General features: G+C 40.9%; 19 protein-coding genes and 4 tRNA genes. 6 read left to right on the top strand and 17 right to left on the bottom strand.

Translation table 11 applies throughout. The annotated features are described in order from the left end of the window. Positions 1-15: 15 nt before the first annotated feature. Together gloA and L3V41_RS00705 are read right to left on the bottom strand one after the other, a co-directional pair. Positions 16-414: a lactoylglutathione lyase gene (gloA, locus tag L3V41_RS00710; RefSeq protein WP_062569974.1), complete on the bottom strand. Its 399-nt coding sequence runs from the start codon at positions 412-414 to the stop codon at positions 16-18. Between the two features lie 238 nt (positions 415-652). Beyond that, entirely contained in the window at positions 653-2,560 is a 1,908-nt protein-coding gene (locus L3V41_RS00705; protein ID WP_237127011.1) for an aminotransferase class V-fold PLP-dependent enzyme, read from the bottom strand. Between the two features lie 404 nt (positions 2,561-2,964). Between L3V41_RS00705 and L3V41_RS00700 the strand changes: the two genes are divergently transcribed. Both L3V41_RS00700 and L3V41_RS00695 read left to right on the top strand, forming a co-directional pair. Next, positions 2,965-4,503 (top strand): serine carboxypeptidase, encoded by a 1,539-nt coding sequence (locus tag L3V41_RS00700; RefSeq protein ID WP_237127010.1) that lies wholly within the window; start codon positions 2,965-2,967, stop codon positions 4,501-4,503. A gap of 196 nt (positions 4,504-4,699) precedes the next feature. After that, on the top strand, positions 4,700-4,924 hold the full coding sequence (locus tag L3V41_RS00695; protein ID WP_237114231.1) for a type II toxin-antitoxin system ParD family antitoxin: 225 nt from the start codon (positions 4,700-4,702) through the stop codon (positions 4,922-4,924). A gap of 324 nt (positions 4,925-5,248) precedes the next feature. On the opposite strand, the gene nth is transcribed toward L3V41_RS00695, so the two are convergent. The 12 genes from nth to L3V41_RS00635 form a co-directional block, all read right to left on the bottom strand. Beyond that, positions 5,249-5,881 carry an endonuclease III gene (gene nth / locus L3V41_RS00690; protein WP_237114230.1) on the bottom strand — a complete coding sequence of 211 codons (633 nt, stop codon included), beginning with the start codon at positions 5,879-5,881 and terminating at the stop codon, positions 5,249-5,251. Between the two features lie 39 nt (positions 5,882-5,920). Next, a complete protein-coding gene (locus tag L3V41_RS00685) occupies positions 5,921-6,619 on the bottom strand; it encodes an electron transport complex subunit E (RefSeq protein WP_062569980.1) in 699 nt (232 codons plus the stop codon). Continuing rightward, positions 6,616-7,254: an electron transport complex subunit RsxG gene (gene rsxG, locus L3V41_RS00680; RefSeq protein ID WP_193987512.1), complete on the bottom strand. Its 639-nt coding sequence runs from the start codon at positions 7,252-7,254 to the stop codon at positions 6,616-6,618. Before rsxG ends, L3V41_RS00685 begins: the two co-directional genes overlap by 4 nt. Continuing rightward, a complete protein-coding gene (rsxD, locus tag L3V41_RS00675) occupies positions 7,254-8,309 on the bottom strand; it encodes an electron transport complex subunit RsxD (protein ID WP_193987511.1) in 1,056 nt (351 codons plus the stop codon). Before rsxD ends, rsxG begins: the two co-directional genes overlap by 1 nt. After that, entirely contained in the window at positions 8,306-10,819 is a 2,514-nt protein-coding gene (rsxC, locus tag L3V41_RS00670; protein ID WP_237127009.1) for an electron transport complex subunit RsxC, read from the bottom strand. Before rsxC ends, rsxD begins: the two co-directional genes overlap by 4 nt. An 8-nt stretch (positions 10,820-10,827) precedes the next feature. Further along, the gene (gene rsxB / locus L3V41_RS00665; protein WP_062569984.1) at positions 10,828-11,382 is read right to left on the bottom strand and encodes an electron transport complex subunit RsxB; all 555 of its coding nucleotides are present in this window, start codon (positions 11,380-11,382) and stop codon (positions 10,828-10,830) included. A gap of 1 nt (position 11,383) precedes the next feature. Beyond that, the gene (gene rsxA, locus L3V41_RS00660) at positions 11,384-11,965 is read right to left on the bottom strand and encodes an electron transport complex subunit RsxA (RefSeq protein ID WP_062569985.1); all 582 of its coding nucleotides are present in this window, start codon (positions 11,963-11,965) and stop codon (positions 11,384-11,386) included. Positions 11,966-12,131: 166 nt separating this feature from the next. Further along, positions 12,132-14,075: a GGDEF domain-containing protein gene (locus L3V41_RS00655; protein ID WP_237127008.1), complete on the bottom strand. Its 1,944-nt coding sequence runs from the start codon at positions 14,073-14,075 to the stop codon at positions 12,132-12,134. 186 nt (positions 14,076-14,261) lie between these two features. Further along, a tRNA-Asn gene (locus L3V41_RS00650) sits at positions 14,262-14,338 on the bottom strand. Positions 14,339-14,364: 26 nt separating this feature from the next. Continuing rightward, positions 14,365-14,441, bottom strand: a tRNA-Asn gene (locus tag L3V41_RS00645). 19 nt (positions 14,442-14,460) lie between these two features. Further along, positions 14,461-14,537: transfer RNA gene (locus L3V41_RS00640), tRNA-Asn, on the bottom strand. Positions 14,538-14,558: 21 nt separating this feature from the next. Next, positions 14,559-14,635: transfer RNA gene (locus tag L3V41_RS00635), tRNA-Asn, on the bottom strand. Between the two features lie 1,208 nt (positions 14,636-15,843). Between L3V41_RS00635 and L3V41_RS00630 the strand changes: the two genes are divergently transcribed. The 4 genes from L3V41_RS00630 to L3V41_RS00615 are packed head-to-tail and all read left to right on the top strand — an operon-like array spanning position 15,844 to position 20,805. Beyond that, positions 15,844-17,223 carry an MATE family efflux transporter gene (locus tag L3V41_RS00630; protein WP_062569987.1) on the top strand — a complete coding sequence of 460 codons (1,380 nt, stop codon included), beginning with the start codon at positions 15,844-15,846 and terminating at the stop codon, positions 17,221-17,223. Further along, positions 17,220-19,214, top strand: a complete 1,995-nt coding sequence (uvrB, locus tag L3V41_RS00625; RefSeq protein WP_062569988.1) for an excinuclease ABC subunit UvrB — start codon at positions 17,220-17,222, stop codon at positions 19,212-19,214. Before L3V41_RS00630 ends, uvrB begins: the two co-directional genes overlap by 4 nt. A gap of 5 nt (positions 19,215-19,219) precedes the next feature. Further along, the gene (locus L3V41_RS00620; RefSeq protein WP_193987507.1) at positions 19,220-20,146 is read left to right on the top strand and encodes a class I SAM-dependent methyltransferase; all 927 of its coding nucleotides are present in this window, start codon (positions 19,220-19,222) and stop codon (positions 20,144-20,146) included. A gap of 2 nt (positions 20,147-20,148) precedes the next feature. Then, the gene (locus tag L3V41_RS00615; RefSeq protein ID WP_062569990.1) at positions 20,149-20,805 is read left to right on the top strand and encodes a tRNA (adenine(22)-N(1))-methyltransferase TrmK; all 657 of its coding nucleotides are present in this window, start codon (positions 20,149-20,151) and stop codon (positions 20,803-20,805) included. Here L3V41_RS00615 and L3V41_RS00610 read toward each other — a convergent pair whose 3' ends face one another. The 3 genes from L3V41_RS00610 to L3V41_RS00600 all read right to left on the bottom strand — a co-directional run bounded on the left by L3V41_RS00610 (position 20,806) and on the right by L3V41_RS00600 (position 21,649). Then, positions 20,806-21,048 carry a hypothetical protein gene (locus tag L3V41_RS00610; protein ID WP_062569991.1) on the bottom strand — a complete coding sequence of 81 codons (243 nt, stop codon included), beginning with the start codon at positions 21,046-21,048 and terminating at the stop codon, positions 20,806-20,808. 174 nt (positions 21,049-21,222) lie between these two features. Next, a complete protein-coding gene (locus L3V41_RS00605) occupies positions 21,223-21,381 on the bottom strand; it encodes a YbaM family protein (protein ID WP_083515333.1) in 159 nt (52 codons plus the stop codon). Then, positions 21,371-21,649, bottom strand: coding sequence for a late competence development ComFB family protein (locus tag L3V41_RS00600; protein WP_062569992.1), 279 nt, complete (start codon positions 21,647-21,649; stop codon positions 21,371-21,373). Before L3V41_RS00600 ends, L3V41_RS00605 begins: the two co-directional genes overlap by 11 nt. Positions 21,650-21,659 lie beyond the last annotated feature (10 nt).

The raw sequence follows: 21,659 nt of genomic DNA, 5'->3' as shown, positions 1-21,659 counted from the left end.
AAATAGCCATTACAATTAGAATGCGTTATTGTCTTTTTTCTGAATAAGCTCAATTGCATAGCCATCAGGGTCTTTAACAAAAGCAATTTCAGTTGTGCCGCCTTTTACAGGGCCTGGCTCACGGCTAACATTACCGCCAGCAGCTTTAATGTCGTCGCATGCTTTATAAATGTCATCAAACTCGATAGCAATATGGCCATATGCATTACCTAGATCATAGCTGTCAGTATCCCAGTTATAAGTAAGCTCAAGCACAGTTGCATCTTTTTCGTCACCATAACCGACAAAAGCAAGGGTGTAGCGGTACTCTTCATTGTCTGCACGGCGCAGTTCTTTCATACCTAATACCTGCGTATAAAATTCAATTGATTTGTCTAAATCAGCAACGCGAAGCATTGTGTGTAATAAGCGCATTTTAAGCATCCTCTTTCTTGTCTTTAAATTCGCACAATTCTAATAACGCAGTAAGGCTGCGTATTAAAACTCTTAAAAATGGATTATAAGTTATTTTGATTGCTTACACAGTAGCATTGAGATAAAGCGTAGAGTCCACGCTGTTAAATTAATAACGATGCTTTTGCTATGGCTAGGGGAAATGTTATGCAGCAATAAATAGGGGAGCTGCATAACACTGGGGTATTGAAGTATAAGCTTAGGTCTTCACTTTACCTTTAAGCACATAAATTTCGCCATCAAAGCTCCCTTGAATTGTCAGACCTTGTCCCGCTAACTCTTTAAGGTATTCGATATGTTCATTAGTGATATGCTGCCCTGGTACTAAAAGTGGGATACCGGGAGGGTAAGGCGTCACTAATCCGGCACAAATGCGGTTGTTACTTTTACTAATAGGCACAGATTCGCGTTCGCCATAAAACGCATCACTTGGAATACAGGCCAAGTCTATAGCAGGCAGATTCTCTGGTAAGCGAGCGCGTCTCATTGAGGTGGCGAGTTTTACTTTACCGCTATCGAGTTTCTTCAGCGCGTTGTAAAGACGAATGATCTTTGAGCGTGTACCGCCAAGAGTCAGTAAAACTAAGATAGTGCTGTGCGTGTACTTTTCTATTTCAAGGCCTATTTCATCTAACAGGAATTTATGAATATCTTTTAGTGAATAAGGTAACTCACTAATATCAATGAGAATTTTCAGTGGGTCATGACCCATGTTATCGCCACTAAAATGTGGGAATATATCCATGAAATCTTGCTTATCGAGCACTTTTATATGTTTTAGTGAAGCCATTTGCTGCTTAAATTCTGCAACGTGATTCAGCAGGGCATTCAGTAATTTATAACCTTCCATCTCTAATTGTTTTTGGCATACATCCAGCGAGGCAATGAGTTGATATTTTGGAGAGGTGCTGGCGTAAATACTGTAGATCTCACGGAAAAAATCGGCATCGAAATCAGGGTCGTTAACATGAATATAAGACGCCTGAGAGAACGCAGAAACCACTTTATGTGCCGAATGGGTAACATAATCTGCACCCGCATTAATAGCCGAGTAGTGGCGTAAACTTGGATGGAAAAGGGAGTAAGCAAACCACGCTTCGTCGATAAACACTTTAATACCGTGCTGATGAGCAAATTCAACCACTTGTTTTAAATCGCTAAGTAGGCCATCGTAGGTACAGCCAGTTAAAACCAATAATTTAGCATCGGTGTTTTGTTCAATCGCTTGTTTGATGTCGGCCAATGAAGGGGGCGCGAAAATACCATATTTAGGATTTAAAATACTCGACAAATAGATAGGTAAACTAGCCGATTGCAAAATGCCATAGTGTACTGATTTATGGCAGTTTCGGTCGATAATCACCTTATCGCCTTTACGCAGTAAAGTTTGCAAAATAATCTTATTTGAAGTGGATGAGCCATTGGTAACAAAGTAGGTATGCTTTACTTCAAATGTTGCCGCAGCTGATTCTTGAGAGCGGCCTATAGTGTTGGTGCTGTCTGAAAGTGAGCCAAGCGAGTCGACAGAAACCGACAGGTCGCCAACAAATACATTACGACCATAAAACTGATAAAAGTCTTTAATATACGGAGAGTTTCTAAAGCTAGCGCCGCCACTGTGACCAGGTGTGTGCCATGAATCGTTCGATTCACCGACATAACGACGGTAAGCGGTCCAAAATGGGGTTTCTGAACGGTCATCAAAGTCATTGATCATATAGCCCAAGATTGCTTCAGGGTCTGAAATGACCTCATCTTTAAAAAAGAAAGATTCAATTTCTTCTGACTCGTTGACTATCTCCAAGCCTTTCGTATCGTCACCGATAACATAGACAGGCAGCTCAAGGCGTATACCTTTTAATTGCTCGATAAAGCGACTATAGGTACGCTCGCCATTGTTCAGTACATCCCAACTAAGTACCACAGCTTGAATATCGCCATCTTCCTCTACATATTTCAACGCCTGCTTGAGCTCAATGCATTCAATAATGTCGATATCTACATCATTACGCTCAAAATTAGGGATTGTTTTTTCTAGGTTCGTTGAAAGCTCTTGCAAGGTGGCAGGATCTTGCTCAATTAACAAGATACGAAGTAAAGGTAACATAGCAACTCTCATAAAAATTTCACATTACTCAACAGCATAACGAAAGGATTGGAGCTTGTGAAATTAATACTTTGATATTTTTGTTCCGATACAGGTTATGCTTTTTTGCTAGGGCAATGTTTTACAAAGTGACCCTTTAAAAAAGCGTTATAAGAATCTACAACTATACTTATAGGCTTTTTCTACGTGTTAGTCGCAGACAGTTGAAATTACATGTTCTTGCTGTAAAAGTAATTGCTTAAGTAAAAGGTTAATAAAGCACTGAGTGAATAAAGGGCATTTACTCTGCTAAATAGTAGGATGACTTCCTACTCGAAAAAAAGCTCATGTAAAGAGTGAGTGTAAAAGCCACTCAAGCCATGTACAGATAAAAATAAAGGTAAGCCTGCGAAGGAGAATAAAACATGGCGAATTTTGCCAATTTTAAAACCGTAGTCATCTCTACATTGTTTGCGTTTTGTACAAACGCGGTTAATGCAGATGAAATATCAAAATTAAACAACAGTCAGAAGTCGACACCCAAAGCGACTGCATTCGTTACCCAGCATAAAGGAACCTTTAATGGCAAAAAGCTGAAATACAAAGCTGTAGCCGGTGAAACCTATTTATTAAACAAAAACGAAGAGCCTACAGCAGCTATCTTTTCATTTGATTACATTGCCGCAGACGACAACAAGAACAGACCGATTACATTTATCTGGAATGGTGGCCCAGGCTCATCGTCTAATTGGTTACATATGGGCGCATATGGACCTAAACGAGTGGTTGTACCAAGCGATGCAACGGATCCTCGGTTGGCTCCTTACGAATTAAAAGATGCGTCAGAGACGATACTTGATGTGACTGATATGGTGTTTGTGGACCCTGTTGGCACAGGTTACTCGCGTGCATTAGGTGACACTGAAAGCAAAGCTTTTTGGGGCTTAAATCAAGATGCAGCCTCTATTGCTGATTTCATTGCCCAGTGGCTAACGAAAGAAAACCGCTGGAATGCGCCAATATTTTTATTGGGAGAGAGCTATGGTACGACTCGAGCGGCAGCGGTTTCTAAAGTACTGATGGATAAGCATCTTATCAATGTAAATGGCATTATTTTTGTGTCACAAGCTTTAGACTATCAAGGTTCAAGCCCTTATGTAGACGACAACATCATATCTTACATCACGTACATACCCACACTCGCTGCAACCGCTTGGTACCATAAAAAAGTAGACACATCAGGAAATTTTGAAGTATTTATAGATGCGAGCCGACAATTTGCTGTTGATGAATTATTACCAGCCTTATTTAAGGGGAATGCGCTTAGTACCACTGACAGAACGCGAATAGTTGACGGTCTTCACCGTTATACAGGGTTAAGCAAACAATATATTGAGCAGGTTGATTTACGCATTAACGCCTTTAGATTCGCTAAAGAGTTATTGCGTGATGAGGGAGTCGCCATCGGCTTTCTTGATGGACGTTATAAGCTTGATGAACGAGACGATTTAACCGCGGCTCCTAAGCAAGATGCGTCAAAAGTGATAGGGCCAGCATATAAAGCGGCACTGATGAAATACATGCGCACAGATTTAAACATACAGTGGAAAAGAAAATACTTAAACCCAGGCGATCCTGAGTTATCAGATAACTGGCGCTGGCGTACTGCTCCTGATGGACAAGGATGGGAGCCAAGATACGTCAACACAGCGCCAGATTTATCTTATGTGCTTCGCAGCAATCCACAAATGAAAGTGATGGTTGCCTCAGGGTATTACGATATTGTCACGCCATTTTTTGATGCAGAATACACCTTGAACAGACACGGTATATACGCTGATAAAATTGACTATCACTATTATCACGGCGGTCACATGATGTATGTTCACGAACCAGCAAGAGTATCGCTGTTAAATGATACGCGAGAGTTTATTAAAAAGCAGGTGAGCCAAAACCCACGATAATGGCTAGGCACATTGTGCCAAGTCTTGTGTTTGGCACAATGTGCAAAATGAGCTTATGGAGTGATCGAAAAGGTTAAGAATGTTACACATATAGCGCCTAAAAACGATTAACCATTGGTGCTCACCGACCATATTTGTTGTCAATGTTTGCCAATATCTGCCATAATTAATGACTGTAAATATATAGGAATTAACTATGGCAACTTTAAATATCTCTATTCCAGATGAAATGCGCTCATGGATTGATGCCCAAGTTGAGTCAGGTCGATTCTCAAATGCAAGTGATTATATCCGCGATTTGATCCGCCATAATCAGAGTGAAAAAGATGCTATTAAAATGGCATTAGTAGAGGGTGAACTAAGTGGTGAGAGTAAGTTAACGGTTTTAGATATTATATCCAAATCTAAAAACAAAACTTAAAGCGAATGGCTAAATATACTCTATCTAATAAAGCTCAGCATGACTTGGAGCGTATTTTTCAGTACACCGAAATTGAATTTGGTGTTTCTCAAGCAGAAAACTATTTGCTCGGAATTCATGAAACGCTAATGGCTTTGTCTACTGAGCCGAGCCTTGCTCAAGATGTTAGCGATATCAAGCCCGGATATTCTCGGTATATATTTCGAAAGCACTACATCTTTTTAAAAAAAGAGCCAACGATATTTTCATTGTGAGAATTCTGCATCATCAAATGAAGGTTCAACTACACCTAACTAGCTAATGCAGGTCCGCAATAATACTTAATTATTCCATTTTCTCTTTAAACTCACACAAGTCTTCAATAATACAGCTGCCACATTTAGGTTTACGAGCAGTACACACATAGCGACCATGAAGAATTAACCAGTGGTGCACATCGACTTTAAATTCTTTAGGTACCACTTTTTCTAGCTTTTGTTCTACAGCAACTACATCTTTACCCATGGCGAATTTTGTGCGATTTGATACGCGAAAAATATGAGTGTCGACTGCAATTGTCGGCCAGCCAAAGGCCGTATTTAATACGACATTCGCTGTTTTTCTACCCACACCAGGGAGGGCTTCAAGGGCTTCACGGTTTTCGGGCACTTCTGAGTTATGCTTATTAACCAGAATCTCACACATTTTATAAACGTTGTTGGCTTTTGAGTTAAATAAACCAATCGTTTTAATGTAGTCACGTAGGGCTTCAAGGCCTAAATCTAAAATCGCTTGTGGCGTATTAGCAACAGGAAACAGTTTGCGTGTAGCTTTATTAACACCTACATCCGTTGCTTGTGCTGATAAGGTTACAGCAACTAATAACTCAAATGGGCTTGAGTATTCAAGCTCTGTTTCTGGGTGCGGATTTTGCTCACGAAGACGAGATAAGATCTCATAACGTTTTTCTTTATTCATGGTGAGTGTAAAGCACGCAGTGACGGTGCGTGCTCTCCTTTAGGTTAAACTCGTTACCCGGGCACGAGGGCCTTTTTCTACTTCTGGAGTAACTACTTGCTTTGATTTTATTTGGTTATCAATCACATTCTTTGCAGCAATTAACAAACCAAGACCTAAAAAGGCACCTGGGGGTAAAATTGCCAATAAAAATTGATTGTCGAAACTAAACACTTCAATACGCAGTGCTTGTGCCCATGGGCCGAGCAACAAATCAGCACCATCAAAAAGGGTGCCTTGGCCAATTAACTCTCTTATAGCGCCCAGCACAACAAGTACTAGCATAAAGCCTAAGCCCATCATTAAGCCGTCAAAGGCTGAAAGGGGGACTGTATTTTTTGACGCAAATGCTTCAGCGCGACCTATAATTGCGCAGTTGGTCACAATAAGTGGAATAAAAATACCAAGAGATTGATAAAGCCCAAATGTATAGGCATTCATCATCAGCTGCACTATCGTTACAAAGCCTGCGATGATCATCACAAAAACAGGAATACGGATATCTTTAGGCACCCAGTTGCGCACAATCGATACAGTTACATTAGAACCAACAAGTACTAATAAAGTCGCTAAACCAAGACCTAAAGCATTTGTTATTGTAGAAGTCACTGCTAGCAGAGGGCACAAGCCTAATAACTGCACAAGGGCGGGGTTATTAGCCCACATCCCATCTTTAAATAAGGTTTTTACTTGGCTCATTCCTGACCTCCTTGGCAAGCATTAGCTGCTGCAAATAGGTTATCAAATTCAGCTTGTGCAAATAGCACTGCTTCTTTTACTGAGCCGACTACAGCGCGTGGCGTAATCGTTGCTCCGGTGAATTGATCAAACTGGCCGCCATCTTTTTTAACAGCCCAACGATTGTCATCTTCACCTAATACAGTCTGACCTTTGAATAAGGTGATCCAGTCAGATTTTTTTACTTCGACCTTGTCGCCAAGCCCAGGTGTTTCTTCGTGTTTTGTTACACGAACTCCAGCAATTTCACCATTAGCAAAAACGGCTGTTAGCAAGTTAATATCGCCACTATAACCGCTTGGCGTAACATGGCGCATTACAAGAGCGTATGGTTTATCGCTTTTATAAGCTCGATAAATAATTTGTTCGGGTCTGGGCCCTAAACGTTCATCTGTAATAATGACACAATCTTTATACAGCTGATTATCGTAATGGTGAGCGTCAAGCACTTGCTGTAGTTGCTCGGCGAGCTGCTTCTTTTCTTGGTCACTTATACGCTGGGCCGTTAGGTTATGAGTGAGCGCTACAGCTCCTGTAGTAAGTAGTGCAAAAGCGGTTAAGATACCACCGTTTTTAGTCATTGAGGAAAGGATCATTATTTCACTCCATGGCCGTAAGTGCGTGGTTGTGTGTAGTAGTCAATTAATGGTACTGCCATGTTTAGCAGAAGCACACTAAAAGCGACAGCATCAGGGTAACCACCAAATGTGCGAATTAAGTAAACAAGTAGACCAATTAAGGCACCATAAATTAAGCGGCCTTTATTTGTGGTTGATGCTGACACAGGATCGGTCGCGATGAAAAACGCCCCTAGCATTGTGGCACCACTGAATAAGTGAAATACCACGCCAGGCTCTGTCCCAGGTGATGCTATATAGCCAATAGCACTACATATAGCTAAAGCACCGAGAAAGCTTACAGGAATATGCCAATTAATGATTTTAGCTTTTAATAAATAAAGACCACCGATTAAAAAGCCTAGGTTAACCCAGCCCCAACCAAGACCAAACCAGTCATTAAAAAGGGGTTTGCTCATGCTCTCAGCCACCGTTAGGTGATGGGCTACATCTGTTTTAACGGTATCAAGCGGCGTTGCCATCGTTATGCCATCAATGGATACACGAAGTTGATCTACGCTAAATCCAGCGCTAGTAAAACCATTGAAAATAACAGACAGCTGTTGTGAAAAGCTAATAGGCGATGCAAGTAAATCACTTACAGGTAACCAACTGGTCATTTGCACCGGAAACGATACAAGTAGTAATACATAAGCGGCCATTGCTGGGTTAAATAGGTTGAAACCAAGTCCACCATAAAGCTGTTTTACAATAACAATTGCAAACAAACAGCCAATTACGATAATCCACCAAGGTGCTAAAGGCGGAATGCTCAATGCTAGCAATACTGCAGTTAGCCATGCACTGCCGTCGCTAAGAGTTGGCCACACCTTTCGCTTACGTAGCAATAAAACTGCCGCTTCACATACACTAACCGTGATTAAAGCGAGTGCAAGCTGGATTAAAACCGCGGTGCCAAAAAAGTAAACTTGCGCGATTAAGCCAGGAATACACGCAGCAATCACGGTGATCATTAAACGGCTTAATGATTTATGACTATGATTATGCGGCGAACTCGCCATGGTTAGTTTCATGACTTATCGTTTCCTTCTTGTTGTAACTTTTTTGCTTTTGCACGAGCGATCGCGCGAGCAACAGCGGCTTTCTTTTTATCTTCTTTTGATTCAGGTGCGTTTGATACTTGCTCTACATCCGAGTCTGCTGGTTTTATTTCAGTATCAACAGAATTGGCTGAAATATCACTTTGCGTTTGCTCTGTAGCGGCTTTTTTTGCTTTAGCACGAGCGATAGCAGCAGCGACAGCGGCTTTTTTCTTATCTTCGCTAGATTCATTTGTATCAGGTTGAGGTTTTGAATCAACCTCAACGTGTGAATCATCACTCTGCGCTTGCCCTTTAGCGGCTTTCTTTGCTTTAGCACGAGCAATGGCTGCAGCGACAGCGGCTTTTTTATCATCGACTGGTGCGCTATCTTCTTCAGCATCGTCTTGATTTTCAGCAGCTTGCGCCGCTTTTTTCGCTTTAGCACGAGCAATGGCTGCAGCAACAGCCGCTTTTTTGTCATCAACTGGTGCGCTATCTTCTTCAGCATCATCTTGATTTTCAGCAGCTTGCGCGGCTTTTTTCGCTTTAGCACGGGCAATGGCTGCAGCGACAGCCGCTTTTTTGTCATCGACAGGTGCACTATCTTCTTCAGCGTCACCTTTATTTTCAGCAGCTTGCGCGGCTTTTTTTGCTTTGGCACGGGCAATGGCGGCAGCGACAGCCGCTTTTTTATCATCTTTAGGTGCAGCGTCTGCCTCTATGTGATCTTCAGCAGCTTGTGCGGCTTTTTTCGCTTTAGCGCGTGCGATAGCTGCAGCCACAGCAGACTTTTTATCGTCTTTATCGGTGCTTTCTTCACCTTGCTCTTGTGCTTTTTGCTCTTTGTACTTACGTGCTTGTTCTTTGCGTGCTGCACGCTCTTTAACGACCTCTGAATTATCAGGCTCAAGCTCCGCATCAAGGCCTTGCTTTTTCGCTTTGGCGCGAGCTATAGCAGCTGCCACAGCTGATTTACTATCTTTAGCATCAGATTTGCTCTTCACACGTGCTAGCGCATCGGCTACTTTTTGTTTTTCGCCATCTGATTTTGCAGCGGGTTTACGTTTGTGACGGTTTTGGCGCTCTTCTTGCTCACGCTCTAAACGTTCTTTACGTGCTTCAAAACGCTCTTTGGCACGTTCAGCCTTAATTTGCTCAGCTTGTTGCTCTTTAATTTCAGCCTTAGCAACACGGTAATATTGGACCAATGGAATTTCGCTTGGGCATACATAAGCACAGGCACCACATTCAATACAGTCGAACAAGTTGTGCTCATTTAGCTTGTCGTACTCTTTTGACTTAGCAAACCATTGTAATTGCTGCGGTAATAAAGAGGCAGGGCATGCGTCTGCGCAGGCACTACAGCGAATACAGGCTTTTTCGTCGCCAGGTTCAGCCAACTCTTGATGATCAGGTGCTAAAATACAGTTGGTGGTTTTTACTATGCCAATACGCACGGTTGGTAAAGTAAAGCCCATCATCGGGCCACCCATGACAACACGTTGTTGTGGAACTGGAGAGAAACCTTGGCAATCCAATAAGTGCTTAATTTCAGTGCCCAGTAAAGCCCACACATTACCTGGTTTATGGATTGTATTACCCGTGACTGTGACAACTCGCTCAATCAATGGTTTGCCTTCAAACACCGCTTGATTAATAGCAAAGAGAGTACCGACATTTTGTACCAGCATACCAATATCTGCTGGAATACTGCCATTTGGCACTTCTTTACCTGTCAGTAACTTTATTAGTTGCTTTTCGCCACCTGAAGGATAAACCGTTGGCACTGTTTGCACTATAATATTGTGATTGTGCTGAGCTGCCTTTTTCATAGCAGCAATGGCTTCTGGCTTATTATCTTCAATGCCAATAATTGTTAGCTTAGGGCTTAATAATTGCTGCATTAGCTCAATACCCGCAACAATACCATCCGCATGCTCTCGCATTAACATATCATCGGCCGTGATATAAGGCTCACATTCAACGGCATTAACAATTAAAAAATTGATGTCTTTGCGGCTGTCCGCTTTTACATAGGTTGGAAAGCCAGCTCCGCCCATACCAGCGATACCACTTTGATGAATAATATCGACGAGTTCATCATGAGAGAGAGCGGCAGCATCACTAATGGGTTTCAGTTCACACCAATTATCCAGCCCATCAGGTTCAATAACGACGCTGAGTTCAGGCAAAGCTGAGGGATGCGCTGATGGCATAGGGGATATTTCACAAATGATACCTGAGGTAGGCGCATGCACTGGTACAGACCAGTTACCACTTGGTTTTGTTAATGCTTGGCCTTTAAGGACCTGCTGGCCTTTTTCGACAATCAGTTTGCCGTTTGCGCCAATATGCTGTTTTAGTGATACGACCAACTTTTGAGGAAGCGGCAAACGTTGGATTGACTGAGTTGTTGATACGTGTTTTTGACCAGGTGGATGAATCCCACCAGGAAATGGCCACACTTTACCTTGTTTAATTTGTTCGATTAACGTTTCCATTTGTGCTCCTAATCTACTTGAGTCACAGGAATTGCGTTTAATTGCCATTTCCATGTTTGCTTTGTTTCTTTAATTGGCAGCATATCTATACAATCTACAGGGCAAGGTTCTACACATAAATCACAGCCAGTACACTCATCAATAAGCACGGTATGCATTTGACGAGTTGCACCCACAATGGCGTCGACAGGGCAGGCTTGAATACACTTGGTACAGCCAATACACTCATCTTCACGAATATAGGCAACCGTTTTAATAGGGTCTGCTTGTTCGCCACCTGCAAGGGGCTTGGCTTCAACCCCCATTAAATCGGCAAGTTTCTTTACTGTGGCTTCGCCGCCTGGCGGACATTTATTTATTTCATCCCCGTTGGCAATTGCTTCAGCATAAGGGCGACAACCAGGGTAACCACATTGGCCACACTGGGTTTGCGGTAAAATAGTATCTATTTGATCGACAATAGGATTGCTTTCAACACGAAAACGTATCGCGGCAAAGCCTAAAATTAAACCAAAGACGAGCGCTAATGAACCAAGCGCTATTAAGGCATAAAACAAGGTCATATTAAAACTTCACTAATCCTGTAAAACCCATAAACGCCATTGACATAAGGCCTGCTGTTATCATTGCGATTGATGCGCCTTTAAATGGAGTAGGGACGTCAGCTGCCGCTAAACGTTCACGCAGTGCGGCAAAAAGAATTAACACCATAGAGAAACCAACTGCTGCGCCAAAACCATATACCGCAGATTGCAAGAATGAGTGATCTTCTTTGATGTTGAGTAATGCAACCCCTAGTACAGCGCAGTTAGTGGTGATTAAAGGTAGAAATATACCTAGCAGGCGATACAAGGTTGGGCTTGTTTTTCGTACGACCATTTCAGTAAATTGCACCACTACAGCGATGACCAAAATAAAGCTCATAGTACGTAAAAATTCAATATCAAGAGGAATCAAAATATATTGATTCACTAAATAGCTTGTTACAGAGGCAAGAGTAAGCACAAAGGTTGTCGCCAAGGACATACCAATTGCGGTATCCAATTTACCCGATACACCCATAAACGGGCATAAACCTAAAAATTGAACTAATACAAAGTTGTTGACTAGCACGGTGCCAATCAATAACAGGACATACTCTGTCATGCGTGCCTCACAAGAATAAAAACCCCTCCATTATCCTTTTTTCTTGGGGTCGACACAACACATGAGAGACGAATAGCTAAAATAAGCAGGGGAGTTGGGTATGAAAGTGTTAGATTGATGTTAAAGACCTGATAAATAGTAGGTTTATTAGGCCTTTTAAGATGAGTTAGATGTCTTTTGGCTTCTCGATATAGTAGCCTTGAACGCCATCTAAACACAGTGTTTCGATAATATGTTTCTCTTCTTGGCTTTCTACACCTTCAGCAAACACACTCACCCCAATGCGGTGTGCGAGGTCAACCATTAAGCGCATGAAATATTGATTATTTTTATCTTCTTCTAAGCCTCGCGTGTAGCTTGCATCCATTTTAATAAAGTCAGGTTTGAGGTCCCTAAAGAATTTAAATGAGGTTAAACCCACACCAAAGCGTTCTACCGTTATACGTGCACCGACACGATGAACCATATCAATGAATCGTTTACTTGCTTTGATATTTTGCTGTAAGCCGAACTCACTGACCTCAAAAATAAGTTTTGATGCGATATTACTGTCTTTTAACAGCCGACGTTCTAACCAGATCACAAATTGATCATTATGTGCGCTTGATGCTGTAACATTTATACCAAAGAATTTTTGTGAAAAGTTGCGAGTTTTCACTTTTTCTAAGGTGGTGTCGATGATTAACCGATCAATCTCCATTGCCATATCAAGCTTTTCTGCCATAGCAAGGAAAGAAGCGGTCGGGAGCATCTGATTTTCAGCTGTTTTAAAACGCACTTGAATCTCTGCATAGGCTTTCACGCTTTTGCCGATCGGCATAATATTTTGCATCACCAAATGAACGCGTTTCGATTCTATAACTTCGTTAATAACTTTTCGCCAGTTTTGATTTCCAAATCCTGCGCTCACGTTATTAACTAGGTCTGTTTCTCGTTGCACATGCCATGCATTTGTTTGTTTAGATTGAGCCATGCTCATCGCATTATCAACAATTGATAATAGCTCACCAAGGGGTTTACCTTTCTCATAACCGACAATGCCGGTATTGGCGACAGAGCTAAGTTCTTGGTTTTGTTGGTATTGAGTAAACCGAGACTGTAGGTTATCACCAAAACGCTCTGCTTCTTTAAGTGGTGTATTAGGTAACACAACGGCAAAGTCAGAGCTATTTAAACGAAACACTTGGCTGTTAGTGTAAGTGCCGCTTATATGCTTAATAATATCGGCAACCCCCTTAACGTACTCATCTCCTTTTTGATAACCACGAGATTGGTTTATTGCCTGTAGTTCACTACACCTGATCATGGCTAGAGAGCCAAATGTACTCTTTTCAGCATTTTCAATGTGTCTTTCATAGTATTCAACGAACATATTTCGGTTGCCTAAATTTGTTACTACATCTTTATAGGCTTCTTTTTTGATACTCATCGCATTTCTTTGAATATCGTCATGTTTCGTTTGTAAAAAGTGCGAAAGACGATTGAAAGAGGGGATTAAATCTTTACTGAGCTTTTTCAATCGCGATGTGTCCATTGCGTTTTCAAGGTCGCCGTCAACTTGGTTTTGATTGATATAGATATCAATAATATCGGCAATAGTGGTGCTTATCTTCCGGTTGAGGCGTTGGAACATGCTTTTCATATAGAAGATAGGGAGTATTGCAATTAAACCCGAAAATAAAATAATGATGAATAGGGACTGTTGCAGTAATTCAGCCAGGTGGTTTACGTTTATAGTAAATTCAACTTTGATATCCGAGGTCGGGTTTACAGCAAATTGTGGACGAATAGAATTAAATGTGCTGTTTACAATATTGGCAAACAATGGCAAAGGCTCTGAGTTTCTCACTGCAAATACTTCATTACCATCTGTGTCTCGTAAAACGAATTTTGAGAAGGTTGCGCCATCTGTTAGAGCGCGTTTAATTTTTTCAGGAGCTAGTTCTTCAGCAGTTAAACTATTTATATATGTATTTACTGTAAGTTGTGCTTTTTTTTGGGCATCACTTACTGCGTTGTCAAAGCTTAAGGCAATAAAAGAGCCGCCCAGCAGTGTAAAAAGCAGCCAAGAGATCAATTGTACAAATATAAGTTTTTTAAAACCAGCCATGTTTTCTTATCTTTTAAGAGCCTAAAGGAAGGAATCAATTCCCTGATTGATTTCTTTAAGTACAGTTTATTCTAATTTTATAAGAAATAAAGAGTTAAGCAAAGATAGAGTAGAATATAAGTATTGGAAAGTCTAATACATTTGTTGAGTAAGAATAGGGGAGATAAAGACACTTTTTGAAAAAATTGGCTCCCCCTCCCCGACTCGAACGGGGGACCTGCGGATTAACAGTCCGTCGCTCTAACCAACTGAGCTAAGGGGGAACGAATAGAGTAGTGCTTATATGATTTGGCTCCCCCTCCCCGACTCGAACGGGGGACCTGCGGATTAACAGTCCGTCGCTCTAACCAACTGAGCTAAGGGGGAACAATCATATTCATAAACTTGGCTCCCCCTCCCCGACTCGAACGGGGGACCTGCGGATTAACAGTCCGTCGCTCTAACCAACTGAGCTAAGGGGGAAACGTTTATGGCTGAAAAACTTGGCTCCCCCTCCCCGACTCGAACGGGGGACCTGCGGATTAACAGTCCGTCGCTCTAACCAACTGAGCTAAGGGGGAAGCGTCATGCCTTTCAACGGGGCGAAATATTAATGACAGCTTTGCAAAGTGTCAACATAAAAACTTCATAAATTCAAAAAAGAAGGCTATTCGATGTTTTTATGTTCGATCTGAGCAAAATCTAACTGAAAATGGCAGCGTATTTACTATGAAATACCTGTATTCGTCTTTCTAAGTTGAATTTTTTGCTTGAATTTTATAGCTAAGTTGATGTTTCAAAATTGCGAAAAGTATTCGTTGTATAGATTTTCATCTTCTAAGAGAGAAAACCATCATTTATCTAAGATTTTATAACCATGCGACAAATTCAATCTAATCGATGCCTTTATCAGGCTAGAGTGTGCACGTTAGGGAGGTATTTTTCCTGTGGTTAGGGAGTATGATTTAAAAAGGGTCGGCTTTCATGTAGCGAAATGCGAACCAAAAGCGTATCAGTTTGTATGTTTTTATTTTTAATAATCATGATGTTGCATCAGGTTTGTAATATAGGTGAATATTTCACAGGGCTATTTATCAAGCTAGGTAGGTGAGCTAATTATGGCTTTTGTCAATTTTTAGACCTTAAGCGTTAAACACTAAACTTGTCTTGTTTTGTCATTTAACTCTGTTAGCCTCCTTTAAAAGCCTTGATAAATGCGGCTTCCAGAGAGTTATCCACGGTTTCTGTGGATAACTCTGTTTATTAAACTTTAAGAACAGCTATAGTGCTAGGTTTTTAGGGCGCTACAGCAATTTCAAGTACTAAAATGATTTTTTTTATAGTATTTAAAATCAATTAGTTAGTCTTTTAAACTGAAGTGAGGCTGAATTGGCAGGTAATTTTTTAACAGGCTATTAAATAGTCTATTTTGCTGTGTAAAAAAACAGCGTTTACTGCCTTTTAAATGTAATAGAGCTATTAATAGTGTTTTTATATTGTTTTTTAATGGGGTTGATGGTTAATTTTGCACCAAAGCGTTAAAAGTTGCACTTTAATAACCTTGGAGTGACATCCTGAAATAATCTTACTGTAATAGTCTTTGCTAATACTAAGCACATATCTGTTTCAAATAGCAATCCAGTAAAAGGTGCTTCTTTTACAGACGTTGCAGATATTCAGCTTTACATTATAAAGAAGTGGCAGTGAAGCTTTCTTTGAATAAAGCATGGCTTGCAAGAGCAGGATGCTTTAAACTTACAGGTTCAGTAAAAGAGGCTAAAGTATTCCCATGAGCGTGACTTCGCAAAGCAAATCTAAACCTGATCTTTTAAACTCGCCAATCTTACCCACGTTAAAAAAAATGACCATTCCAATGATTTTTGGCATGATTACGCTGATGATGTTCAATCTTGTTGATACTTTCTTTATCAGCTTACTCGGCACAGAACCACTTGCGGCCGTTAGTTTTACCTTCCCTGTAACATTTACTGTGATTAGCTTAGCGATTGGTTTGGGCATAGGTACTTCAGCCGTAATAGCTAAAGCCTTAGGTAGTGACAAGCTTGATGAGGCACGCTTCGATGCGAGTATTGCTTTATTGATCTCTGTCGTGATGGTATTTTTTTTATCGGTGCTTGGCTACCTACTCATTGCGCCTACTTTCAAACTACTCGGGGCAGGGCAGCAAGTATTGCCATTGATACATGACTACATGAGCGTGTGGTTTTTGGGCAGTGTCTTTTTGATCACCCCCATGGTTGGAAACTCTGTTTTACGTGCAAGTGGTGATACAAAAACACCGAGTATCGTTATGGGGGGCGCTGGCTTAATCAATGCTATTTTAGACCCCATACTTATTTTTGGTTTCGGCCCAGTTCCCGCTCTTGGTATTCAAGGGGCAGCCATTGCAAGTGTCATTGCATGGTCCGTAGCTGTGGTGATTATTCTCTATATTTTAGCGGTTAAAAATGGCTTATTAAGTTTGCACGCCGGTCAACAAACTGTCATAGGTGCAGTGCGCAAAATTCTGAAAATTGGTTTACCCGCAGCAGGCGCAAATATGTTAACACCAATTGCTATGGCGGTGATGACAGCACTTGTGGCTAAACATGGCCCAGAGGCTGTTGCAGCCTTTGGTGTCGGCAGTCGTATAGAATCAATAGCAAGCCTTGTTGTATTGGCGCTGTCGATGACATTGCCTCCCTTTGTCAGCCAGAACTTTGGTGCAAGAAAATTTGAACGTGTAAAAGAAGCTTATACCACAACGTTAAAGTTTGTGATGATTTGGCAGTTTGCTATTTATTTATTACTTATTGTGGCATCAGGATTTATTGCTGATGTATTTGGTAAAGAGCAAGCTGTTATTGATGTTATTAAGCTATTTATTTACATTCTCCCTTTAAGTTATGGCTTGCAAGGGGTCATTATTTTATCTAATTCATCGTTTAATGCGTTACATAAACCCATGAATGCGTTAATTTTAAGTGTTGTACGTTTATTTATTTTCTATGTTCCTTTTGCCTATGTAGGGAACCTTATGGCAGGGCTAACGGGGTTATTTATTGGTGCCGCTGCTGGTAATTTATTTACAGCTGTTGTTGCTTACAAATGGTTTATAAAGGATGTGGAACTTTTAAGCGCTGCATCGATGAAGGAGTGTCATTCATGAGCGATCATTTTCAACTTGTCTCACAGTTTCAGCCCAGTGGCGATCAGCCAACTGCAATAGCTCAGTTAAAGGATGGGTTAGAAGCCGGCCTTGCACACCAGACCTTGTTAGGAGCAACGGGAACAGGCAAAACCTTTACTATGGCTAATATTATCCATGATTTAAATCGTCCCACGATAATCATGGCACATAATAAAACATTAGCAGCTCAACTTTATGGCGAAATGAAAGAGTTTTTTCCACATAATGCGGTTGAGTATTTTGTTTCCTATTATGATTATTACCAACCCGAAGCCTATGTGGTAGCCAGTGACACATTCATTGAAAAAGATGCGTCTATTAATGAGCATATTGAACAAATGCGTTTGAGTGCGACGAAAGCACTATTAGAACGTCGAGATACCATTATCGTTGCTTCAGTATCAGCTATTTACGGCTTAGGTGATCCCGACTCGTACATGAAAATGATGTTGTTACTAAAAGTGGGTGAGAGTGTTGACCAGCGAGATATGCTGCGCCGCTTAGCTGAGCTGCAATATACACGCAATGATATAGAGTTTAGCCGTGGCACATACCGCGTACGTGGTGAAGTGATTGATATTTTCCCAGCTGAATCTGACACTTATGCAGTGCGTGTTGAAATGTTTGATGACGAAATTGAACGTTTGAGTATTTTTGATCCCCTCACAGGGGCTGTAGAAAAGCATATTGTTCGCGCGACAATTTATCCCAAAACACACTATGTAACACCTCGCGAAAAAATTCTGGATGCCATTGATAAAATTAAAGATGAGCTTAAAGACCGTCGTTCTCAATTGCTTAGTGCTAATAAACTGGTTGAGGAGCAGCGGATAGCCCAACGTACACAATACGACATCGAAATGATGACTGAACTAGGTTATTGCTCTGGCATTGAAAACTACAGTCGTTATTTATCAGGCCGCACACCTGGCGATCCACCGCCAACATTATTAGATTATTTACCCGATGATGCATTAATGATCATTGATGAATCTCACGTTACTGTATCGCAAATCGGTGCGATGTATAAAGGTGATAGAAGCCGCAAAGAAAATCTCGTTGAATATGGCTTTCGTTTACCTTCGGCATTAGATAATCGGCCATTACGGTTTGAAGAGTTTGAGGCTATTGCGCCGCAAACAATCTATGTATCAGCGACGCCAGGTAATTTTGAATTAGAGCGCTCAGCTGGAGAAGTCGCAGAGCAGGTGATTCGTCCTACAGGGCTTATAGACCCTGAAATTGAAGTGCGACCTGTAAGTACTCAGGTTGATGATTTATTGTCGGAAATCTACAAGCGTGTAGAGGTTAATGAGCGGGTATTGGTGACTACGTTAACGAAACGTATGGCCGAGGATTTAACCGACTATCTAAATGATCATGATGTAAAAGTTCGCTACTTACACTCAGATATCGACACCGTCGAACGGGTTGAAATCATTCGTGATTTACGTGCTGGTGTGTTTGATGTGTTGGTAGGCATTAACTTATTGCGAGAAGGTCTCGATATGCCAGAAGTATCCTTGGTAGCGATACTTGATGCAGATAAAGAGGGCTTTTTGCGATCTACACGTTCATTGATCCAAACCATAGGCCGTGCAGCACGCCACTTAAACGGTAAAGCAATTTTATATGGTGACCGTATCACAAATTCTATGCGTCAAGCCATTGATGAAACAGACCGTCGTCGTGAAAAACAGCAGGCTTACAACCTTGAACATGGTATTGAGCCACAAGCTCTGGTTAAAAGTATCACCGATATTATGGATGTGGGTGAAGAAGCAACGCCAAAAGACAATCTTAAATTAGTACGAAAAGAGTCAAAACAGGTATTAAGCGCGAAACAAATAGCTGATCAGATTAAAAACCTTGAAGCAAAAATGCATGCTTATGCAAGTGACCTTGAATTTGAAAAGGCAGCGTCTGTGCGTGATGAAATACATGAATTACAACAACAATTAATTAATTAAGTGCAATGACAAATAAATTTTCAGCCATTTTAACTGCGTTAGCAGATGCGCCGCTTGCGGCAAATGAGTTATGCCGTATTTTTCATGGCCGTGGCCACTCAGTGACTGAGCTTAGCCATATTAATCTTGATTTTTATCCACCGGCACTGTTTTTAGTTTCTTATCAAGAAATTGAAAATGATGAACTAACGCAATTAACAGATACAATTTGGCAATGGACACAAGAACATGTTCCTGAGCTTATAAATACGCTGGTTTATCAACAACGTAGTGGAATTAATACGCGCAACACTTTGATTTACGGTGAGTTACCTCAAGAACATGTCGTAACTGAAAACAGTATTAAGTTTAAAGTTGATTTATTAAGTAGACAAAATACCGGTATTTTTCCGGATATGCGTCGTGGTCGTGAGTTTGTGCAAGCTAATAGTAATAACGCAAAGGTGCTTAATCTGTTTTCATACACCTGTGGTTTTTCTGTTGCTGCAATGCAGGGTGGTGCAGATCAAGTTATTAATATGGACATGAATAAAGGTGTGCTGCGAACAGGCAAGCAAAACCATCAACTGAATGGCTTTACTCATGGGGTGAGTTTTTACCCCCATGATATTTTAAAATCGTTCGGTAAGCTGAAAAAGTCAGCACCGTATGAATTGATCATTGTTGATCCACCTAGCTTCCAAAAAGGGAGCTTTATATTGACCAAGGACTATCAAAAAATCCTGCGTCGGCTACCTGAGCTGCTAAACGAAAACACTCAACTTTTATTGTGCGCTAATAGCCCAGAGCTGTCAGAGCAGGCGTTTAAAGATTTAATTACTGAACATACCCAAGGTGCAATTAGTTTTGTTGAGCGTCTGGCGCCTACTGAGGGGTTTGTTGAAGTGGATAGTGATAGAAGTTTAAAAGCACTCGTTTATAAATCGGCATAAGAATGGCTCTGAGTAAACGTTTATCTGCTATTGCTTCGATGGTCACAATTGAGTATGACGAAATTTGGGACTGTTGTTGCGACCACGGTTTTTTAGGCATTGAATTACTAAAGCAAAATAAGGCACCGAAGATTCACTTTGTGGATATTGTGCCAGAGCTCATGCAGTCATTGCGTAATGTGCTTGAACGCTTTTCGACAGATAAGCAGCGCACAGCTTGGCAGGTCCATTGTCAAGATGTGGCTAGGATTGAACTGAGCCCTAATAAGCGTCACTTGGTCATAATTGCAGGGGTTGGGGGAGATTTACTCGTGCAGTTTTTATCGCAAATAGTATTGCGTAATCCCCATTGTCAAATTGATTTTGCTGTTTGTCCTGTACATCACAGCTATAAAGTGCGAAGCCATATGCAAACATTAAATATGGGCTTAGTCGATGAACAAATTATTTGTGAAAACAAGCGCTTTTATGAGGTTATTGCTGTTAGCACACTGTCATCAGAGCCGCTTTCACGGACAGGTACAAATATGTGGCAATTGAGTCGTAAAGAGCACAAAGCATATCTACAGCAATTACGTGCTCACTACGGCCGTATGCTGAATCAAGATGCTGAGTATTATCAAGGTGTGCTTGATGAATATAAAGCGCTAGATTGTTAATTACAGCTTATTAATTTCTTGTTTTACGTTATAGCTTGAATCGGTCACAATCGCTTCAAGTGTTTGTACCCGCTGCTTTAATTCAAGTAATTCAGCGGTAACAGCCGCCACTTGTTCATTTGCTTCTTTGCTGTCTTTTAAGGTACGAGATTTAAACTCTAGGTGTTTTTTATACATATCGTAGATAACACCTGAACTGACGGAAATGAGTACAATTAATACCACCATGGTTGTACCTGACATAATTTATCCTCCTTTTATATTTGTACTTTATTCAATAGAGTATAGCTTGCATTATAAAAAGAAAAGGGGTTTGTGTTACAAGGTATTTCCTTTGTCGTGCTATAACGGTGGAGATGATAACAAAAATGAGGAGGTTAATACGGTTAAAGCCGCACAATAAATAAACTGCTTAGGTTAATCAGATGCTTGCATTAACTTTTTTTCAAAATCAGATTTTACAATTTCAAGAGCTGCGAGTACATCTTCTGCTGGCACATCGTTTTGTTCTAATAGCATGATTAAATCGACAGCAAGCTTAATATGATTTGGCGCAGCCTCCAATTCACGACTCATTATTGAGTTCCTTCTTCTTTGAAACTTGAGTGATGGCAACATCGATAGCGGTTTGTACTTGTTGCTCCATTAGCATTCGCTCTGATTGCGGCAGATAAAACTCCATATCTACATCGTAACGAATATAACGCGCAGGTAACTGATTAAGGACTGTACAGCACAAGTCAGCCATGATGTCTTCATTATACACTGATTCAAGATTGCGTTTTGCAATATCATCTACAACGAGCTTTTCAAAATAATTGTGAATATCATCGTGTAACTTCATACATATCGAC

Origin of the sequence: Pseudoalteromonas sp. L21 (genome assembly GCF_021728035.1) — a bacterium.
In the GTDB taxonomy this organism is placed as follows: Bacteria; Pseudomonadota; Gammaproteobacteria; order Enterobacterales; family Alteromonadaceae; genus Pseudoalteromonas; species Pseudoalteromonas arabiensis.
The sequence above is the reverse complement of the archived record's forward strand: the minus strand, read 5'-3'. Positions and strand labels throughout refer to the sequence as shown.